This is a genomic window from Bacillus sp. CPT56D-587-MTF (genome assembly GCF_058792335.1).
In genome coordinates this window covers 2,723,435-2,740,222 of record NZ_JBYTEF010000001.1, presented here as the reverse complement: position 1 = coordinate 2,740,222, position 16,788 = coordinate 2,723,435, and the positions used below count along the sequence as shown (strand labels likewise).

The 16,788-nt window shown below is 34.9% G+C and carries 11 protein-coding genes, 4 pseudogenes and 1 riboswitch; of the genes and pseudogenes, 12 read left to right on the top strand and 3 right to left on the bottom strand.

Annotated features, from left to right (window positions below; translation table 11 throughout):
- Positions 1-166: 166 nt before the first annotated feature.
- From AC3WVZ_RS14040 to AC3WVZ_RS14000, 9 genes and pseudogenes are all read left to right on the top strand, one after another.
- Positions 167-517: a DoxX family protein gene (locus tag AC3WVZ_RS14040; protein WP_025686870.1), complete on the top strand. Its 351-nt coding sequence runs from the start codon at positions 167-169 to the stop codon at positions 515-517.
- A gap of 223 nt (positions 518-740) precedes the next feature.
- Positions 741-1,046, top strand: coding sequence for a monooxygenase (locus AC3WVZ_RS14035; protein ID WP_000323756.1), 306 nt, complete (start codon positions 741-743; stop codon positions 1,044-1,046).
- Between the two features lie 376 nt (positions 1,047-1,422).
- On the top strand, positions 1,423-2,589 hold the full coding sequence (locus AC3WVZ_RS14030) for a serine hydrolase domain-containing protein (RefSeq protein ID WP_233936576.1): 1,167 nt from the start codon (positions 1,423-1,425) through the stop codon (positions 2,587-2,589).
- A 93-nt stretch (positions 2,590-2,682) separates the two neighbouring features.
- The gene (locus AC3WVZ_RS14025; RefSeq protein ID WP_233936575.1) at positions 2,683-4,767 is read left to right on the top strand and encodes a serine hydrolase domain-containing protein; all 2,085 of its coding nucleotides are present in this window, start codon (positions 2,683-2,685) and stop codon (positions 4,765-4,767) included.
- A gap of 514 nt (positions 4,768-5,281) precedes the next feature.
- Positions 5,282-5,716 carry a hypothetical protein gene (locus AC3WVZ_RS14020; RefSeq protein WP_002164503.1) on the top strand — a complete coding sequence of 145 codons (435 nt, stop codon included), beginning with the start codon at positions 5,282-5,284 and terminating at the stop codon, positions 5,714-5,716.
- Between the two features lie 237 nt (positions 5,717-5,953).
- Positions 5,954-6,694 carry a YrrS family protein gene (locus AC3WVZ_RS14015; protein ID WP_233936511.1) on the top strand — a complete coding sequence of 247 codons (741 nt, stop codon included), beginning with the start codon at positions 5,954-5,956 and terminating at the stop codon, positions 6,692-6,694.
- A 1,360-nt stretch (positions 6,695-8,054) separates the two neighbouring features.
- Positions 8,055-8,242, top strand: a pseudogene (locus tag AC3WVZ_RS14010) (hypothetical protein).
- A gap of 94 nt (positions 8,243-8,336) precedes the next feature.
- A pseudogene (locus AC3WVZ_RS14005) lies at positions 8,337-8,840 on the top strand (YdcF family protein); the annotation flags it as partial.
- Between the two features lie 270 nt (positions 8,841-9,110).
- Complete coding sequence (locus AC3WVZ_RS14000; RefSeq protein ID WP_000833211.1) at positions 9,111-9,464, top strand: YxeA family protein; 354 nt, start codon at positions 9,111-9,113, stop codon at positions 9,462-9,464.
- Positions 9,465-10,032: 568 nt separating this feature from the next.
- Here the strand turns inward: AC3WVZ_RS14000 and AC3WVZ_RS13995 are convergent.
- A pseudogene (locus AC3WVZ_RS13995) lies at positions 10,033-10,213 on the bottom strand (alpha/beta fold hydrolase); the annotation flags it as partial.
- 69 nt (positions 10,214-10,282) lie between these two features.
- Positions 10,283-11,374, bottom strand: a complete 1,092-nt coding sequence (locus AC3WVZ_RS13990; RefSeq protein WP_000391548.1) for a low temperature requirement protein A — start codon at positions 11,372-11,374, stop codon at positions 10,283-10,285.
- 409 nt (positions 11,375-11,783) lie between these two features.
- On the opposite strand from AC3WVZ_RS13990, the pseudogene AC3WVZ_RS13985 reads away from it, so the two are divergent.
- A pseudogene (locus tag AC3WVZ_RS13985) lies at positions 11,784-11,966 on the top strand (hypothetical protein); the annotation flags it as partial.
- Between the two features lie 391 nt (positions 11,967-12,357).
- On the opposite strand, the gene AC3WVZ_RS13980 reads toward AC3WVZ_RS13985, so the two are convergent.
- Complete coding sequence (locus AC3WVZ_RS13980) at positions 12,358-12,750, bottom strand: VOC family protein (protein ID WP_233936510.1); 393 nt, start codon at positions 12,748-12,750, stop codon at positions 12,358-12,360.
- A 111-nt stretch (positions 12,751-12,861) separates the two neighbouring features.
- On the opposite strand from AC3WVZ_RS13980, the gene AC3WVZ_RS13975 reads away from it, so the two are divergent.
- Together AC3WVZ_RS13975 and AC3WVZ_RS13970 are read left to right on the top strand one after the other, a co-directional pair.
- On the top strand, positions 12,862-15,171 hold the full coding sequence (locus AC3WVZ_RS13975) for an AAA domain-containing protein (protein ID WP_233936509.1): 2,310 nt from the start codon (positions 12,862-12,864) through the stop codon (positions 15,169-15,171).
- Between the two features lie 76 nt (positions 15,172-15,247).
- A riboswitch (SAM riboswitch) is annotated at positions 15,248-15,349 on the top strand.
- 88 nt (positions 15,350-15,437) lie between these two features.
- A complete protein-coding gene (locus tag AC3WVZ_RS13970; RefSeq protein WP_000501343.1) occupies positions 15,438-16,643 on the top strand; it encodes a M20 family metallopeptidase in 1,206 nt (401 codons plus the stop codon).
- Positions 16,644-16,788 lie beyond the last annotated feature (145 nt).

The following is a 16,788-nucleotide window of genomic DNA, read 5'->3' as shown; positions in this document are numbered from 1 at the left end:
TTTAGGTATTATATGTGCTATAGCATATAACTTTCAGCCCTTTAATATTGAAAAGGGTAATGTAAATTGAAGCGACTTCCATACGGGTAATCTCAGGAAATAGGGTAAAGGTAGTGACTACTACCTGAACAATACTGAGTTTTTATCAAATAATAAGAAAGGTGTGATTACTATTTTAATTTTCATCAATATTGTAAAAGTAGTGTTGTTTCTGTTCTTTTTAATGACAGGAACGAAAATTATATCGGGGAAAATGGCAGATGAATTCAAACGATTTGGTTTACCTTCGTTTTTTAATTTCTTAACTGGAGCTTTTGAGATTGTAGGAGCGATTGGAATGTTGATAGGAATTTGGATTCCAACAATAGCTTTATTAGCAGGATTGTTATTAGGCGGTACGATGCTTGCAGCCGCATTAACTCTAATTGTATTAGCGAGAGATCCCTTTAAGAAAGCAATACCTGCACTTGTTTTGTTTGTCCTTAGTTTAGGGATAAGTTTGTATCACATTTTTTAAACATAACTGAAAACTATTAAACTTTCACTTTATGCGTTCAAGTTACTATCGTTTTGTGATTATGTTACAAATAGGGGGATTCTCCAATTAGTGCTTGAATAATAATAGCAATATGGATTTAGACATTACTTTCATTCGAATCATGATCAGTAAAAGAATGGGAAGAATTTTTATACAAAGGAATTCCCGATGAATTTTATATTAAAAATAGGAGTGAGTGAAAATGGCATATTTATTACAAGTCGATTTTCCGTTTGAAGGTCCTTTTGGTGAAGAAATGGAAAAAGGATTTTGGGATTTAGCAAAAAGTATTAACGAAGAAGAAGGATTCCATTGGAAAATATGGACTGAGAATGAAGAAACAAAAGAAGCTGGAGGCATTTATGTATTTGAAGAAAAACAAGATGCTGAAAAATACGCGGAAATGCACAAGAACAGACTTGAAGCAGCTGGTGTTAAAGATATTAGAGTAAGAATTTTTAACATCAATGAAAAGTTAACTAAGTTGAATCGTGGTTTTATTAAATAATTCCGACAGTCGGAGCAAGCGTAAAAAGGAGGGGGATAATCCCCTTCTTTTTTTAATTCTTAAATTGATGGTGAGGGGACTCGCATAAAAAATAATCAATTATAAAAGTAATTTTGAACGTAAGGAATTTGTAAGGAAGAGGTAAGAAAAAAGAGATTTTCCTTGTGTAAGATGAAAATGTAAAGAAGAGTGAGAGGAGAAAAATACTATATATTTCTATAAAAAACAAATCAATTAATAAGACTTGTTTGGAGGAAAAGAGACATTACAGATTCAATGTCGTCCTTTTGCAGTGGGGTAAGAAGAAAGCTGTGTGATTAGTTCCAAACAGCAAATAACCATTTATACAATATGAATAGGGGAGAGGAATATTTTGATGAAAAAGCATCGCCAAATTACATGTACAGGTTTAGCCCTTTTAATAACTGGAGGTTCCCTGTTTTATACAACTCCAACCTCAAGTGTAAAAGCGGAGTCCATTCAAAATGTATCTAGTTCGTTACAAATAAGCACCCAAAGAGATCATAATTCCGTCAAAGAGGCAATGCGGGATACATTGAAACTAGGATATCCAGGGATACTTGCTAAAACTTCTGAGAGTGGAAAAACATGGAGTTATGCGGCTGGTGTAGCTGATCTGAGTACCAAGAAACCAATGAAAACAGATTTTCGTTTTCGAATTGGCAGCGTGACAAAGACGTTCACTGCAACAGTTATACTTCAATTAGCAGGAGAAAACCGCTTAAATCTAGACGATTCTATTGAAAAATGGATACCTGGTGTCATTCAAGGAAATGGATATGATGATAAACAGATTACTATCCGGCAATTATTGAATCACACAAGTGGTATCGCTAATTACACAAGGTCAAAGGATTTTAATATGATGGATACAAAAAAATCTTATACTGCTGAAGGATTAGTAAAGATGGGAATATCCATGCCTCCAGATTTTGCTCCAGGAAAGAGCTGGTCGTATTCAAATACAGGATATGTATTACTAGGAATTCTTATTGAAAAAGTAACTGGGAACAGCTATGCGGAAGAGATTGAAAATCGAATTATTGAACCACTTGAATTAGCGAATACATTCTTACCTGGAAATTCAAGCGTCATTCCAGGAACCAAGCATGCCCGTGGATATATCCAATTAGACGGAGCAAGTGAGCCAAAAGATGTTACTTATTATAACCCAAGTATGGGGAGCTCGGCCGGAGATATGATTTCTACAGCTGATGATTTAAACAAATTCTTTTCTTGTTTACTTGGGGGCAAGTTATTGAAAGAACAGCAACTAAAGCAAATGCTTACAACAGTCCCTACAGGAGTAGATGAGCTTGGTGATTCCGGGCTTGGAATTTTCAAAATGAAGCTTTCAAACGGTGAATCGATATGGGGGCATGGAGGAACCATTCCTGGCTTTTTAACTTTTGCTGGAGGCACACTTGGAGGCAAGCATACATTGGCAGTCAATTTGAACAGCCTTAAAGCTGATACTCCTGATCCTTTTAAAAATATTTTACTTGCTGAATTTAGCAAGTAGTCTAAAAGTAAAAACGGGTAAAATTTATCATAGTTTCATAGTTAAACAAATGAATGATGAAAACGATCAATTATTTAAGGAGGTAATTCCGTGATGAAAAATAAGCTAACTGGTGTGTTAGCCACTGCATTAGCGGTAACTATGATTCTACCAACCGGAGCGAAAGCATTTTCTGAAAGTAAGACTACTGTTGTAACTGGTGAAGAAGTAGCTAGTCAGGAACTGAAGAAGATTGCAGCAGAGAAGGCGGAGCTACTTACGAAGTCCCATGGGGCAGCTAGCGTACAGTATGCACTAATTGATAATGGAAAACTTATTTTGTCGGGTCAGGCTGGCAAGAACGATATGGAAGGGGAAAAGCCGCTAACCAAAGATACTTTATACGGGATTGGTTCAGTTAGTAAAATGTATGCAACAGCGGCTGTAATGAAATTGGTCGATGAAGGAAAAGTCGATTTGGATGCTCCTGTTGTCCGCTATGTTCCTGATTTTAAGATGAAAGACGATCGATACAAACGTATTACACCGCGTATGTTATTGAATCACTCCTCTGGATTGCAAGGTTCTACGTTAGGTAATGCATTTTTATTTAACGATAATGATACCTATGCCCATGATACCTTGTTACAGCAATTGTCAAATCAAAACTTGAAGGCGGATCCTGGTGCTTTCTCGGTATACTGTAACGATGGTTTTACGCTGGCCGAAATTTTGGTGGAAAGAGTTAGTGGTATGAGCTTTACTGAATTTCTACATCAAAACTTTACAGAGCCTTTAAAGATGAATCATACGAAAACGCCGCAGGACAAATGGAGGGATGAAAATCGGGCTGGACTATATTACCCGGCGTACCAAGGGCAACTTCCAATTGAATCGGTGAATGTTATTGGTACGGGAGGTATATCTTCCACGGCAGAAGATATGGTGCGATTCTCACAACTATTTATGGGACAGGGAAAAGGAATCCTCTCTGATAAGGTAGTTAAGGCAATGGAGCAAGAGGAATATAAAAAAGGAATGTGGCCGGGGGCTGGCGAGAATATTTTTAACTATGGTCTTGGCTGGGATAGTGTGAAACTATACCCATTCAGTGAATATGGGATCAAAGCTTTGGCTAAGGGCGGCGATACGGCATTGCAACATGCTATATTAGTCGTGCTTCCGGAACAGAAAATAGCAGCGGCTGTATTGACATCTGGTGGACGGAGCTCTACAAATCAGCTAATGGCAACTGAATTGCTGCTCGCTACGCTTAAAGAAAAAGGTACTATTAAGGAAATCAAGCCGAACAAATCCTTTGGTAAGCCGGTCAAAGTCAAAATGCCTCAAGGCGTAGCAAAGAAAGCAGGATTTTATGGCAATAGCGAAACTCATTTCAAAATTGAAATTACGAAGAACGGTGAACTATTCTTACCATCTAATCCAGAAGAAAAATATGTATATACTGCTGATGGCAGCTTTATTAATGAGGGGGGTACTTCCAAGCTCAACTTCGTAACCGAGAAGAATGGAAGAACTTATTTGGAGGAGAGCGCATATAAATCTTATCCAGGTTTAGGGCAAAGTGTGATGACCCACTATTTAGCTGAGAAACTAGAAGACAACGTGCTTTCGAAGAAAAACGCTGCTGCATGGGCAAAGAGGGAAGGTGTCAAGTTTTATCGTGTAAACGAGAAATTTAGTTCTATTCAATATCTTGTTCAGTCGAAACATCTTAGTACTCAAATTACTCGCAAGGAAGGCCCAGCAGGCTATTGGGATGGCAGAAAAATTACAGGTCCGAACACCGCGGTGCATCAGATCCAAGTACCCGTGATGAATGGTCGTGATACGACGGAAACGCATTTTTATACAGAAGGCGGCAATGAATATATGGAGATGGCTGGATTGTTATACGTAAGTGAATCTAATGTAAAACCAATTGATGTAGGCCAATCATCCAAAGTTACGCTGGGAGCAAATGGACATGCGAAATGGTTTACAATTCCACAAGCGGCAACAGACAAAAGGATGACCGTGACGCTGCCATCAAATGGTTCATTTGCGGTGTATGATGAGAAGGGAGTTTGCGTCAACTTCACCATTGTGAGTGGCAATAACAAGGTGGAACTTCCGAAGAACGGAACAATCGTATTCGCTGGGGCACCGAAATCGGAATTTGCAATCTCGGTGAACTAGCTATAATTTAAGATGATCTTAAACAAAACCAGTACGGTACAGAAAAGATGTATTACTGGTTTTGTTTGTATTTATGCATTCTCAATGAAAAAGCTTGAATAATATCACGCTCAAGCACTATAAAAACATCAAAACTAGAAAATTAGTATCTCTAGAAGATGTACAGTTTTTTTTGGAGTTGAATAATTTTAACAGCGTAGGGAGATTAAATTTCTACTCTTTTTCTTCAATTAATAGAAATGTATGTACATACACATTATATTTTTATTTCATAAATTTTAAAATTTTGTTCACGATAGTTTGAAATTGTAAAAAAAGAAAATATGTGGCACGACATCACTTTGTTTTTATACAGCTTTGTAATTAAACTATAATATTGTATTTTTTCTTCATTATTGAAATTAGTAATAATAAAATGTATTATTGAAAAGCACAATTTATAATTCAAGTAATCAAGCATATGTACCTATAATAATTTGAACATTCAGAAATTATAATATTGTCTAAAAACGAGGTGAGATTCATAGAAACAGTACATATTAAGTGGTATGGCATGTATAGTATAAATGACTTTTATAATAGGGAAGAAGCTTCTAAGAAGGGGATATTTGCAATCTCTAGAGTATATGCTAAGAATGTAACATTGCTCTATATAGGACAAACTAAAAGAAGCTTTATACAAAAGATAAGAGAACTTAATAAAGAGTGGGCTTTTGATGAGAGCGAATTAAAGATTACATTAGGAATAATAGAATTTCCTAGTGGTGAACTTTACTCTGAAAAGAAGGTAAAAGAGATAAAATCTCTTTTGATTTTACGACATACCCCATTAGAAAACGAAACATCTTTATTATACTATAGAGGGAAATTTAATTTTAAAATTATTAATAAGGGAAGAAGAGGTTTAATTGTTAAAAAGCTTTCTACAGGAGATCTAATGTGGACGTAATTGGAATCACCTTTGAATAAAATTGAAGGTTTCTTAAGTGCAGAAGCTTATCAATTTTTAATGTATTAAACTATTTTGAATAACATATGTCAGATACTTGAAAAAACACAAATTTTATTATGATATGAAATCCTGTATGGAAAGTGTAGTTTATTTCTATTGTTTAATAAAAATATTAAGAATTTTAGGGATAATACATAAAGAGTAGAGGAGAAAGTAAACACGGAGGTTTGAAGAATGGGACAAGTAAGCAGATTTCAAGAAAAACAACAGAATCGTCGTCAAAATGCAATTTTTAATATTGCATTTACTTTGGTATTAGTGACAGTTGGTATAGTGACATACCAATTGTTTACCCCTTCTAATACATCAACGAAAGCAATTGCTCAAGAAAAGAAAGTAACAAAGATAGAAGAGAAGAAAACTGAAGATAAAGAAACAGCAAAGATAGAAGAGAAGAAAACTGAAGATAAAGAAACAGCAAAGATAGAAGAGAAGAAAACTGAAGATAAAGAAGCAACAAAGTTAGAAGAGAAGAAAACTAAAGATAAAGAAATAGCAAAGATAGAAGAAAAGAAAAGCGAAGATAAAGAAGCAGCACAGTTAGAAGGGAAACAAAAAGTAGAAAAATCGGTAAAAACGAACGGAACTGAAAATAAAGAGGAAGAAAAAACGGTATCTCAAGAAAAGGATCCTCAAACTAATCCTTCATGGAAGCCAATTGGTACAGAGCAAGGAGCAAAACCTGATATGAAATTTAAAGAAGGAACAGTAGATTGGAGTGAGATGAAAAAAGCAATCTCTTATGCTGTTGATGTTCCAGAGAGCCAATTGATTTTCGATTTTATTGGAAATAATGGTAATAATAAAGCCTACGGTAATGTACGAGATAAACAAAGTAATAAAAAATATAAGGTTAATATTGATTGGGTAGAGAATCAAGGGTGGAAACCAGCATCTGTACAAGTGGTAAAATAAATAATAGAAATGTAATTATGTGCTTAAAAGTTTACTCTTGTAAAAACTCATAAAAGAGTTTGTTTCAATCAGGACTCTTTTGTTATGTTGACAGCATTAATTACTCAGACTCAATTGTGAGATCCTGATGCAGACAAAGTTTGAAGTTTATTAAAATCTACCTAATTTAGTGCTTCGAAAGGTTCAAAATTGCATTTTTAAAGCATTAAATAATTAATGGTACCTTTTGAAATATTTTTGGTCTCATTTTATTAGAAACAATTCCGTCTATATAACTAAAAAATGTATTATGATATCTATTGAACATATGAATAGGATAACAATTACCTGCTGTTAGCAAGTTGCAGTTTATATACATTTCCTTTACTATTTTTAAAATTGAATAGATATTTCAATCTGTGTAATTACAATAGACTTGATTAAAATTAAAACTGCAACAAGGATAATACCGTCCATATTTGTAGTAAGAAACATATATATAATATCTTAATGCAAGGTTGGCCTATGTTCTATGAAGATACTAAAGAATTATAGGAAACATTGAGAAACGGGAATTATTTTTATTACAATATTTATGCATCTTTAGGCCTAAATAGCTGGGTATTAGCTAAGAAACTTGAGATATTAGACTCCTATTAAGTTAAAAATGACCTTAAGTGTACTTCCCATAAAGAAAATTGTGTAAATAAGCTGTCCATATGGGCAGCTTATTGTATTTTTTGGCTTAGCTTGTTTTTTTCGAAGTGCTGGCGGTTCCTCTACAAGTATTCTTGCATTTAAATTATTTTTAATATATTATATTTATATGGTTATATAGAGATTGATGTATACAAAAAGGACTCAAATCTATTAATAAGATTTAAGTCCTTTTCAAAGATAAAAAGATTGTACCGAAATGGAATACAACTTATACTTTTCTTTTTAATATGTATCTAGTAAAAAGACATTTTTTATCAATAAAATTGTATTTTCAATATAAATGGAAGTTCATTTATATTCAATGATAGGAAATAGTGGGTCTAGAACATAGAGGAACAAAGAACCATACAGAGAAATTTGAAGAACCTGAAAGCTATTGTATGTAGTTTGTTCATCTCAAGTACAATAAAAGAGTTTTACCTCTGTAGGCAAGACTCCACTAGTATCGTTGTATAATATTTACATATCAACTAAAAAACAAAAACCATATAACACCAAGTAGCAGAATCCTAATATTCCTCCTACAGCTAATACTTGTTTAAACCAACTTTTAAATTTTATATTACTGTAAATATCTTGAATTTTTTCCATATTTCTTCCTATTAAGGAGAACCCTTAAAGAATGGCTAATAGAGGTCAAATATTGTCAAAACGTATAAATATGCAATATTGCATACAGAAATGTATTGTTACAAATGTAAGCGTTTACTATAATGAAGGTATAAAGTTTAATCACATCCCAGTATTAACAAAAGAGGAGGAAATAATATGGAAATCGCAATGGCAGTTTTAAAATTTATAGGTGGAGCAATCCCATTAGTTCAAGAGCTTCTAAAAGCATTTATGTAAATTCACTATTTAGCAATTATTTATAAAAATTATCATTCGTATGAGTAAAGCCCCTTTAACAATATTAGGGGGCTTTTTAAATTTCTAAATATTTAAGGTTACGTCACTTTTAGCTAGCAGAATTAATAGAGCTATTGAATTTTATAAGAAACAAGAAGCAGTTTCCTCACCACCTAAGATTATTTTCTCTGGTGGACAAGGATCAGATGAAAATATTTCTGAAGCGAAAGCTATGCAGGAGTATGCTGTGAATAATAGGATTCCTCTAGAGAATACAATAAAAGAGGACCGTTCTACTACAACATACCAAAATATGCTTTTTTCAAAGAGAATTATGGAATCATTAAAAGGAACACAGTATAACTGCATTTTTTCTACAAACAACTTCCATGTGTTTCGCGCCGGATTATACGCTAAAATAGTAGGATTAAATAGCCAAGGAATTGGCTCAAAAACAGCCTTCTATTATTGCCCAAATGCGATGATTCGAGAGTATATTGCAATCTTCGTTATGAATCGTGTACGTCACAGTATTGTAATAGTAATTATTATGGGATTCTCTATCATAGCAACCGGAGTAAATTATTTATTTTTTTAAGGGTGTTGTATAACTTATATTTTGGGAGTTATCTTAGGTAAGGAGTCACCTTAGGGTGACTCCTCTTTTTTGTGTTTATATGGGTTGGTTTATTTAAATGTTAGACTACAATGCAAGTGATTGTTATGATGGTGATTAAAAAGGCAGCTGTTGTAGTCGTCTTTTTATTATCTTACAAAAGTGTAATCTTCATGTCATGTTCTTGAATTTCTTCTCAAATAAAAAGGGGTTATGATAACAGCATAATAAAAAACACATGAGGTGAATGATGTGAAAAGATATATTACACTTTTTAGTATTCTAGTTGTATTTGCTACAATGTTAGTTGGTTGCGATGTGAATCGTATGGGAAAAGATGAATACTATGTTCAAATTACAACTGATGCGAAAATAAAGTCAGGGGTATCTAAAGAAGGAAATAAATACACAGAGTATAATTATGAATTACAAGGATTTGACGAAAATGGTAATGAAAAAACAGTGAAATTTAATGGATTTAAAGAGCTTCGTAAAGAAGCATTCTTACGCGTATTCCACTCCGATAAAAAAGGTGTAACTGCTTGGGAAGAGGTGAAGAAAGACGAGCTTCCTGGGAAGGTAAAAGAAAAATTAGACGTGAAATAAATGATTTATAATGGCGAACCCACATATTCGAAGGGTTCGCTGTTTTTTTGTGGGGTAATTTTGCCCAAATCCCCGAAAATGGAGAATAAGCTAAATTAAGTAGGTATACCACCATATCGCCATAAAGACGTTATTCTTACGGTAGAATTATAGGAAAGGATGACGTTTTTTTATGTCTAACTCTGTATCTGACGACTTACAATTATTTGCACAGGAGATTAAGAGTCTTTTATCACCAAATACCTTACAGAATCTAGCTAGAGATGTTGGATTTGGGGTACTGCCACATCGCCATCAACCTAAGATTTTGAATTATCCCCAAAACGAAAATTTCATTCTTTCATAGTTGTCCATAGAAGTTCAGTTCGTTTTTTCGTTTATGGGAAGAATGTATTTTTTAACTTGATAGCACTGTGACGATTCCCCTAAGAGACCTAAAAAAACTATGTAAAGAAGGTTTTCCAAAAGATTAGGCATAGCGCTACTCTTTTTGGAAAACCCTAATCGATAAATTCGTGTTATTATTCTTGATATTGCTGTTGAACCGCCTCTGGTAGTTCCTCAAAGATTATTCTTTTAAAAATGTTAATAATACTTCATTAAATTCTTTTGTAGGAGTTGCGTTTAATCCATGAGGACAACTTGTATTAGAGCAAGTTTACTATCAGGAATGGAATCATATGTGCGTTTCCACTTAACTCAAAAGGTACAGTTGCATCAGAGTCACCGTGAATTATAAGATTTAATATAAATATAAAATTTACCAATATATATAAACCAGTATTATAGTTTGATACTAATTTATTTGATTCTTTTATTTATGTGCTTGTTAATTTAGCATAGATGATAAAAAATAAGGTTAATTGTCCTATTATCACAATATTCGGCACTACTATAATTAAATTAATAACAAAAAAGACTGCTAAAATTCCTAAAAACAAGCACAAATGATAAATGTTCAAGCGGTGTTGTTCAAACCTGTATTGATGAAAAACAATTGTAGTTGACAGGAAATAGAGCAATACAGAACCAAAAACAAAATATAAGATAAAAGAATAATAGACCTCATGTAAAAATAATAATCTAATGGATGCTGCAACCATACTCAAAGACATTAAAATAAATAGATGACCGTAAATAATAATTTGACCAGAAGTTTGTCTAGACTTGTCGAGTTTCTTCTCCATGTTATCGAAATATTGCCACCACATCGAAATAATGAGGATAAATGAAATGATCGCAAAGCTTATTGAATCCCAATTTCCTTGTTTAGGTTGAATGACCACAAGAGTGCTTACAAGAGCTTCCCCAAAGAGAATAATGGAAAATAGACCAAATCTCTCTAACAAGTGGGCTGTATTTGTAGGAACCTTTTCTAAACACTTCCTTCCAAGCAGTGGGACAATAATATCGATAAGAATCCCAAAATATAACACAGCATATCGAATCCAAGAATCAAAAAAGACGGATAATAATGAAATAACGATTCCAATCCAAAAATATCTTCCTAAAAAGAGTGCTGCTTTTTTTCGAGCCCCCTCTTCTATACGCTGGACAACAAGATATTGAATTGCAGTCACGACCCTTAAGCCAATATAGCCAATTAAAAAAGAAAGATAATAAGGATCAAAATCAGCTGATAAGCTTGATGTCATTATTAGGACAAAAAACATTTGCAGGATCAAAAAAATTCTTTGATGAAATAAATCTTTTCCAAACCGGTTAACAAAGATGGTTTGCCCTACCCAAGCCCACCAGATCGGAATAAAAATTAAGACAAATTTTACTAAATACTCTGCATGGATTTGACCATCTTCAACATGAAGTAAAACATGAGTCGCAGCCGTCACTGCCGCCACAAATAACAAATCATAAAAGAGTTCTAACCACGTCACTTTCTTTTCTTCCATTTCTGCACTCCCTCCTTATAGTTAATAGTATGCTAAAAAGATATAGTAATTGGAAGAGAAAATAATATAGACATAAACCATTTCTCCTCATTATTGTATTCAACATAATCCCCTGGAACGTCAGTGTTACATTTTATATAGTTGGCTACCTTTAAAATTTTAATATTAAAATACAATACTTTTAGACCGTTTAGTTTTTCTCCTATGTCATCCGCTACGATTTTATCTCCACCATATAGGGGACACCCTATATTCCCATCAACTTAAGAAATTTTAATACCTTTAAGTACAAAAAAACGTTATCATTTCTAAACAGGATAGATTAGAAATGATAACGTATGGATGATACTAGCTTATATTAGTCTTTCTGGTGCTGTGATGGTATATCATACTAATTAATAAAATGAAAGAATGTAGCAATAATAATTCTAGAATTTTTTATCATAAAGATGTAGCAACTATAGAACGCTTAGTAACAGCTATGAACAAGAAGAACGTAAAGCTAGAACAGGCTATAAATCGAGCAATGTCAAGTGTTGAAGAAAATGAGATAGCAACTGTTGCTACAGATAGTGTAGCGGATACAGAACACGAACTTCATCACATGAGGGTCATCCGAAATCGGTACTTGAGTTAATCGTCAGCTGAGATCTTTGGAATTGAACCGACGGGTAACTTTAACAAAATAAGGAGTACAATTAAACAGCCTAAAATATGCAAGTTTTTATGCGAAACTGCTTGCGTATTTTGGCTATTTTTGCATTCGTAAAAGTGCTATAAGTAAACAGCATTTTTAAATTGCCAAATACCCCCATGAGATCAATGGGACTTATATTCCACTTCTTTATCAGAATTATATTAAGAAGTGGAAATAGTATAAGTACCCAAAAAACGATAATAAAAACTGTATTCATCAGTTTCTACTCCTTATGTGAATCACAAAGTTATTATCCCGTTTATTGCGGGCTGACTAAAGTTTCACTTTATCTCTCCGTCTCAAAAAACTCAATCCACTCTCCATCAGGGCCCGCGAAGAATATGTAACGTGTTCCATCTGGTAATGTTTCGATCTCTTCTCCTAGTAAAAAGGTTACGCCGTGTTTTTGTATTCTTTCAATTTCATCCTCTAATGAATCTACCTTAAAGCAAATGTGATGTACTTTTCCTTCTGCCGGAAGAGAAGAGTTATAACCTTCAATGAGTTCGAGTATCGTTTCCTTCGATTCTTCCACACCTAAAAAAGCGAGTTTTAAGCCTGGGTTCGGGTGCCCCATACGTTTAAGGAGCTGTAAGCCGACTACTTCTTCATAAAATGAGATAGATGCTTCTAAGTTTGCAACCATAAGTCCAACGTGTTCTATTCTTCTAACTGGCATGTAGATTCCTTCTTTCTGAAAATTATATACAATATATTATTGAAAATTAAGAAAATAAGCAAGATAAAAACCTTACAAATTTTAGCGTGTTATATGGTATAGTGAGAAAGTATGTTTGGGGAGAAGGAAGGAGATTATACGATGAATACAACTACTCAAATTCCTTCATTATCGGAAACGATGAAAGAGTGGCATTATGCATTAGCATATGAAATTAAACATTGGAAAACGATAGGTGGTAGTAAAATTTCTATCATGAATGGTCGTTTTTTATATACAGATTATGAAAGTACAGTATACGTATTTCAGCTTATTTCGGAAGTAAGCTTACCTGAAGGTTCACCGATTCGAATTGAGTTCGATGGTGAGGAAGCGACAGGAGAAGTATTATCTGTACATGGATTAGAAATAGAACTGAAATTAAATGATTATATACAAGGTGAAATAAGAGAAGCGGTTTTATACAGTGAACCGTGGCAACTTTTAGAGCAACTGCAAGAGCGATTGAAAGAAGCGCGTAAAGATAAGCTGAAACGTAATCGTATAAAGCGTCTTGTTGATGGGACGAGCAGCCCGAAACATATTGAGAAGATGAAAAATCCAAAAAATGAACTGGCATATCGCGCGTTTTATAATCCGACAACGTACGTATGGGGACCGCCGGGAACAGGGAAGTCTTACAATTTATCACGTATTATTTCGGCCCATTATCAAAAAGGAAAATCGGTACTTGTGTTAGCTCATAGTAATGCGGCAGTAGACGTATTAATGAGTGAAGTAACGAAGCAAATTGAGAAGAAAAAGAAATGGACGCCTGGCGAAATTGTTCGTTACGGTTATAGTCAACATGAACATATACGAAATCATGAAACGTTACTTGCATCTAAGTTAGTTGAAACGACGAACGAATCATGGGGTGAGGAAAGACTCTATTTAGAAGAGACACGCCAAGAGCTTCGTGAAAAAATCTTATCGTATAAGGCAACGTCCTCTGATAAGAAGCGTATGCAGGAGATTGAAAGTGATCTTCGAAAGCAAAAGGCTAAAATTAAAGAAGTAGAAAAAGAATATATTGAAAATGCAAAAGTAATCGGCGCAACTTTATCGAAATGTGCCATTGATGCGCTAATTTATGAGCGTACATTTGATTTAGTTGTCGTAGATGAGGTGAGTATGGCGTTCGTTCCGCAAATTGCATTAGCTGCTTCACTTGGAAAACGTATCGTCGTTTGCGGTGACTTTTTACAGTTACCTCCAATTGCGATGGCAAATCATGAACTCGTTCGCAAATGGCTTGGGGAAGATATGTTTTACCATGCTGGGATTGTGGAGTCTGTTAATAAATCAGAAGCACACCCAAACCTATTTATGTTGCAGGAACAAAGACGTATGCATGCGGATATATCGAAGTTTACGAATTCGTTTATTTATAAAAATAGAGTATACGATCATCCGTCTGTTTCAGAGCGTAAAGAACTTGCGCAATTGCAGCCGTTTGCAAATGAAGCGAGTGTTTTATTTGATACGAGCCAAATGGGAGCTTTTTCGTTAAAAGATGCTGCTTCTGGTTCACGTTTTAACATTATGTCTGGTTTAGTAGCAATGCAAATGATGTTAATCGGATTGTTAGACGGTGTTCAATCAATTGGTATTGTGACACCTTACAGGGCGCAGTCACGCTTTTTATCGACGTGTATTAGAGAAATGTTGCAGAGAACGAAATATCAAAACATACCAGTTTTAGCGGCGACAGTTCATAAGTTCCAAGGTTCTGAAAGAGATATGATGATTTTTGATACGGTGGATAGTTATCCGCAAGAACGACCTGGTGTATTATTCTTTGATCACAAAAACCATCGCCTCGTCAATGTAGCAGTGACAAGGGCGAGAGGGAAGTTCATTCAATTATCAGATTGCCATTATATGCGTAAAAACCTTTCGAGAAAACAAGCGTTATCACAATTAACAGCTCATATAGAACGTCACGGAGATGTGTATGATCGCACGACATCAAGACAATTGTGGGAACGGAAAATTTCGAAACGTTTACGCTGGTTTATGGAAATGAATCTTGAAGAGCCGAAAGGGCTATTAAAAGATATTTTAGCAGCAAAACGAAAAATTATTATTTCACTTCCAAGTACAAAACAAGTGGATAAGCGAGTATGGCAAGCGTTAATGCGTACAAATGCGCAAATAACAGTGTATAGTGACGGACCAGTTCCACTGAAAAATGTAAAGTTACAAAGACAAAATAAAGCATTCCCGTTCCTAGTAATCGATGATGAAATCTTCTGGGCAGGCGCACCGCTTACATCTCAAATGATGTTTGAAGGTAGTACGGAATTTCCGTACGTATGTGCAAGACTGCAAGCACCTGAGACAATTGGTGTATTAAAAGGATTTTTAGATATTCGGTAAATTCGGATAGGAATTCCTTGACTTTTACTTGGAATGAACTTAGAATAAAAAATAATTTAATATAATTTTATGAAAATTCTTATCACGAGAGGTGGAGGGACTGGCCCTATGATACCTCGGCAGCGGATTCGTTATGAATACTGTGCCAATTCCAGCAAGGTAACTTGAAAGATAAGAAAGAAGCTCATTTTGACTGTATATACAGAAGCCTCTTTCTATCTTTTAGAAAGAGGCTTTTTTACGTGAAAATAAAAGGAGGAAGAACAATGGGAGCGACAGGAGTAGCGTCACAAAGAAAAACAATTGAAGAGAGTATCGAAAGAAATAAGGAAAAGTACATAGAAACAAGTCATGATATTCATGCGAATCCGGAGATTGGAAACCAAGAGTTTTACGCATCAAGAACGTTAAGTTTATTACTAGGTAGTGCAGGGTTTCAGTTACAGCACAATATAGCTGGACATGAAACGGGATTTATCGCGCGAAAAAGCTCTGGAAAACAAGGACCGGCAATTGCATTTTTAGCGGAGTACGACGCTTTACCAGGACTCGGTCATGCGTGTGGTCACAATTTAATCGGCACAATTAGTGTTGCAGCAGCAATTGCATTATCAGAAACACTTGAAGAAATTGGCGGAGAAGTTGTCGTGTTTGGTACGCCAGCAGAAGAAGGCGGGCCAAATGGTAGCGCGAAATCAAGTTATGTAAAGGCAGGTTTATTTAAAGACATTGATGCGGCGCTTATGATTCATCCGAGCGGAAAAACAGCGACAACGAGTCCTTCACTAGCAGTCGATCCACTTGATTTTCATTTTTACGGAAAAACAGCTCACGCTGCAGCTTCGCCAGAAGAAGGGATTAACGCATTAGATGCGGTTATTCAGCTCTATAACGGTATTAATGCACTTCGCCAACAACTTCCGTCAGACGTGAGAATTCATGGCGTCATTACAGAAGGAGGAAAAGCACCTAACATTATTCCTGACTACGCTGCAGCAAGGTTCTTCATCCGTGCAGCAACGCGAAAAAGATGTGCAGAAGTAACAGAAAAAGTAAAAAATATTGCTGAGGGAGCAGCGTTAGCAACAGGTGCGAAAGTAAAAATCCATCAATTCCAAAATGAAATCGATGAATTACTCGTAACAAAAACATATAACGATATTGTAGCGGAAGAACTAGAACTATTAGGTGAAGATGTAAATCGTACAGAAAGAGTAGGAATCGGTTCAACCGACGCAGGAAACGTAAGTCAAGTCGTACCGACAATTCATCCGTACATTAAAATCGGACCAGATGATTTAATTGCACATACGAATGAATTTAGAGAAGCAGCACGTTCAGAACTTGGAGATAAAGCATTAATTACATCGGCAAAAGCATTAGCAAATACGGCGTATCGATTAATTACGGAAGAAGGGTTGTTAGAGAAGGTGAAGGAGGAGTTTAGAGAGGCGCAGAGGAATCAAGGGTAAGGGGATTAAGGTACTTTTTTCGAATAGAGATCTAATTAATAAGTAGAGATATAAAAAAGAACATTGAAAATCAATGTTCTTTTTTTTGTTACTAATCATTGATTCTGTTGGATTTTCTCATAAAGGAAAAGCTTGTACTGTTAGC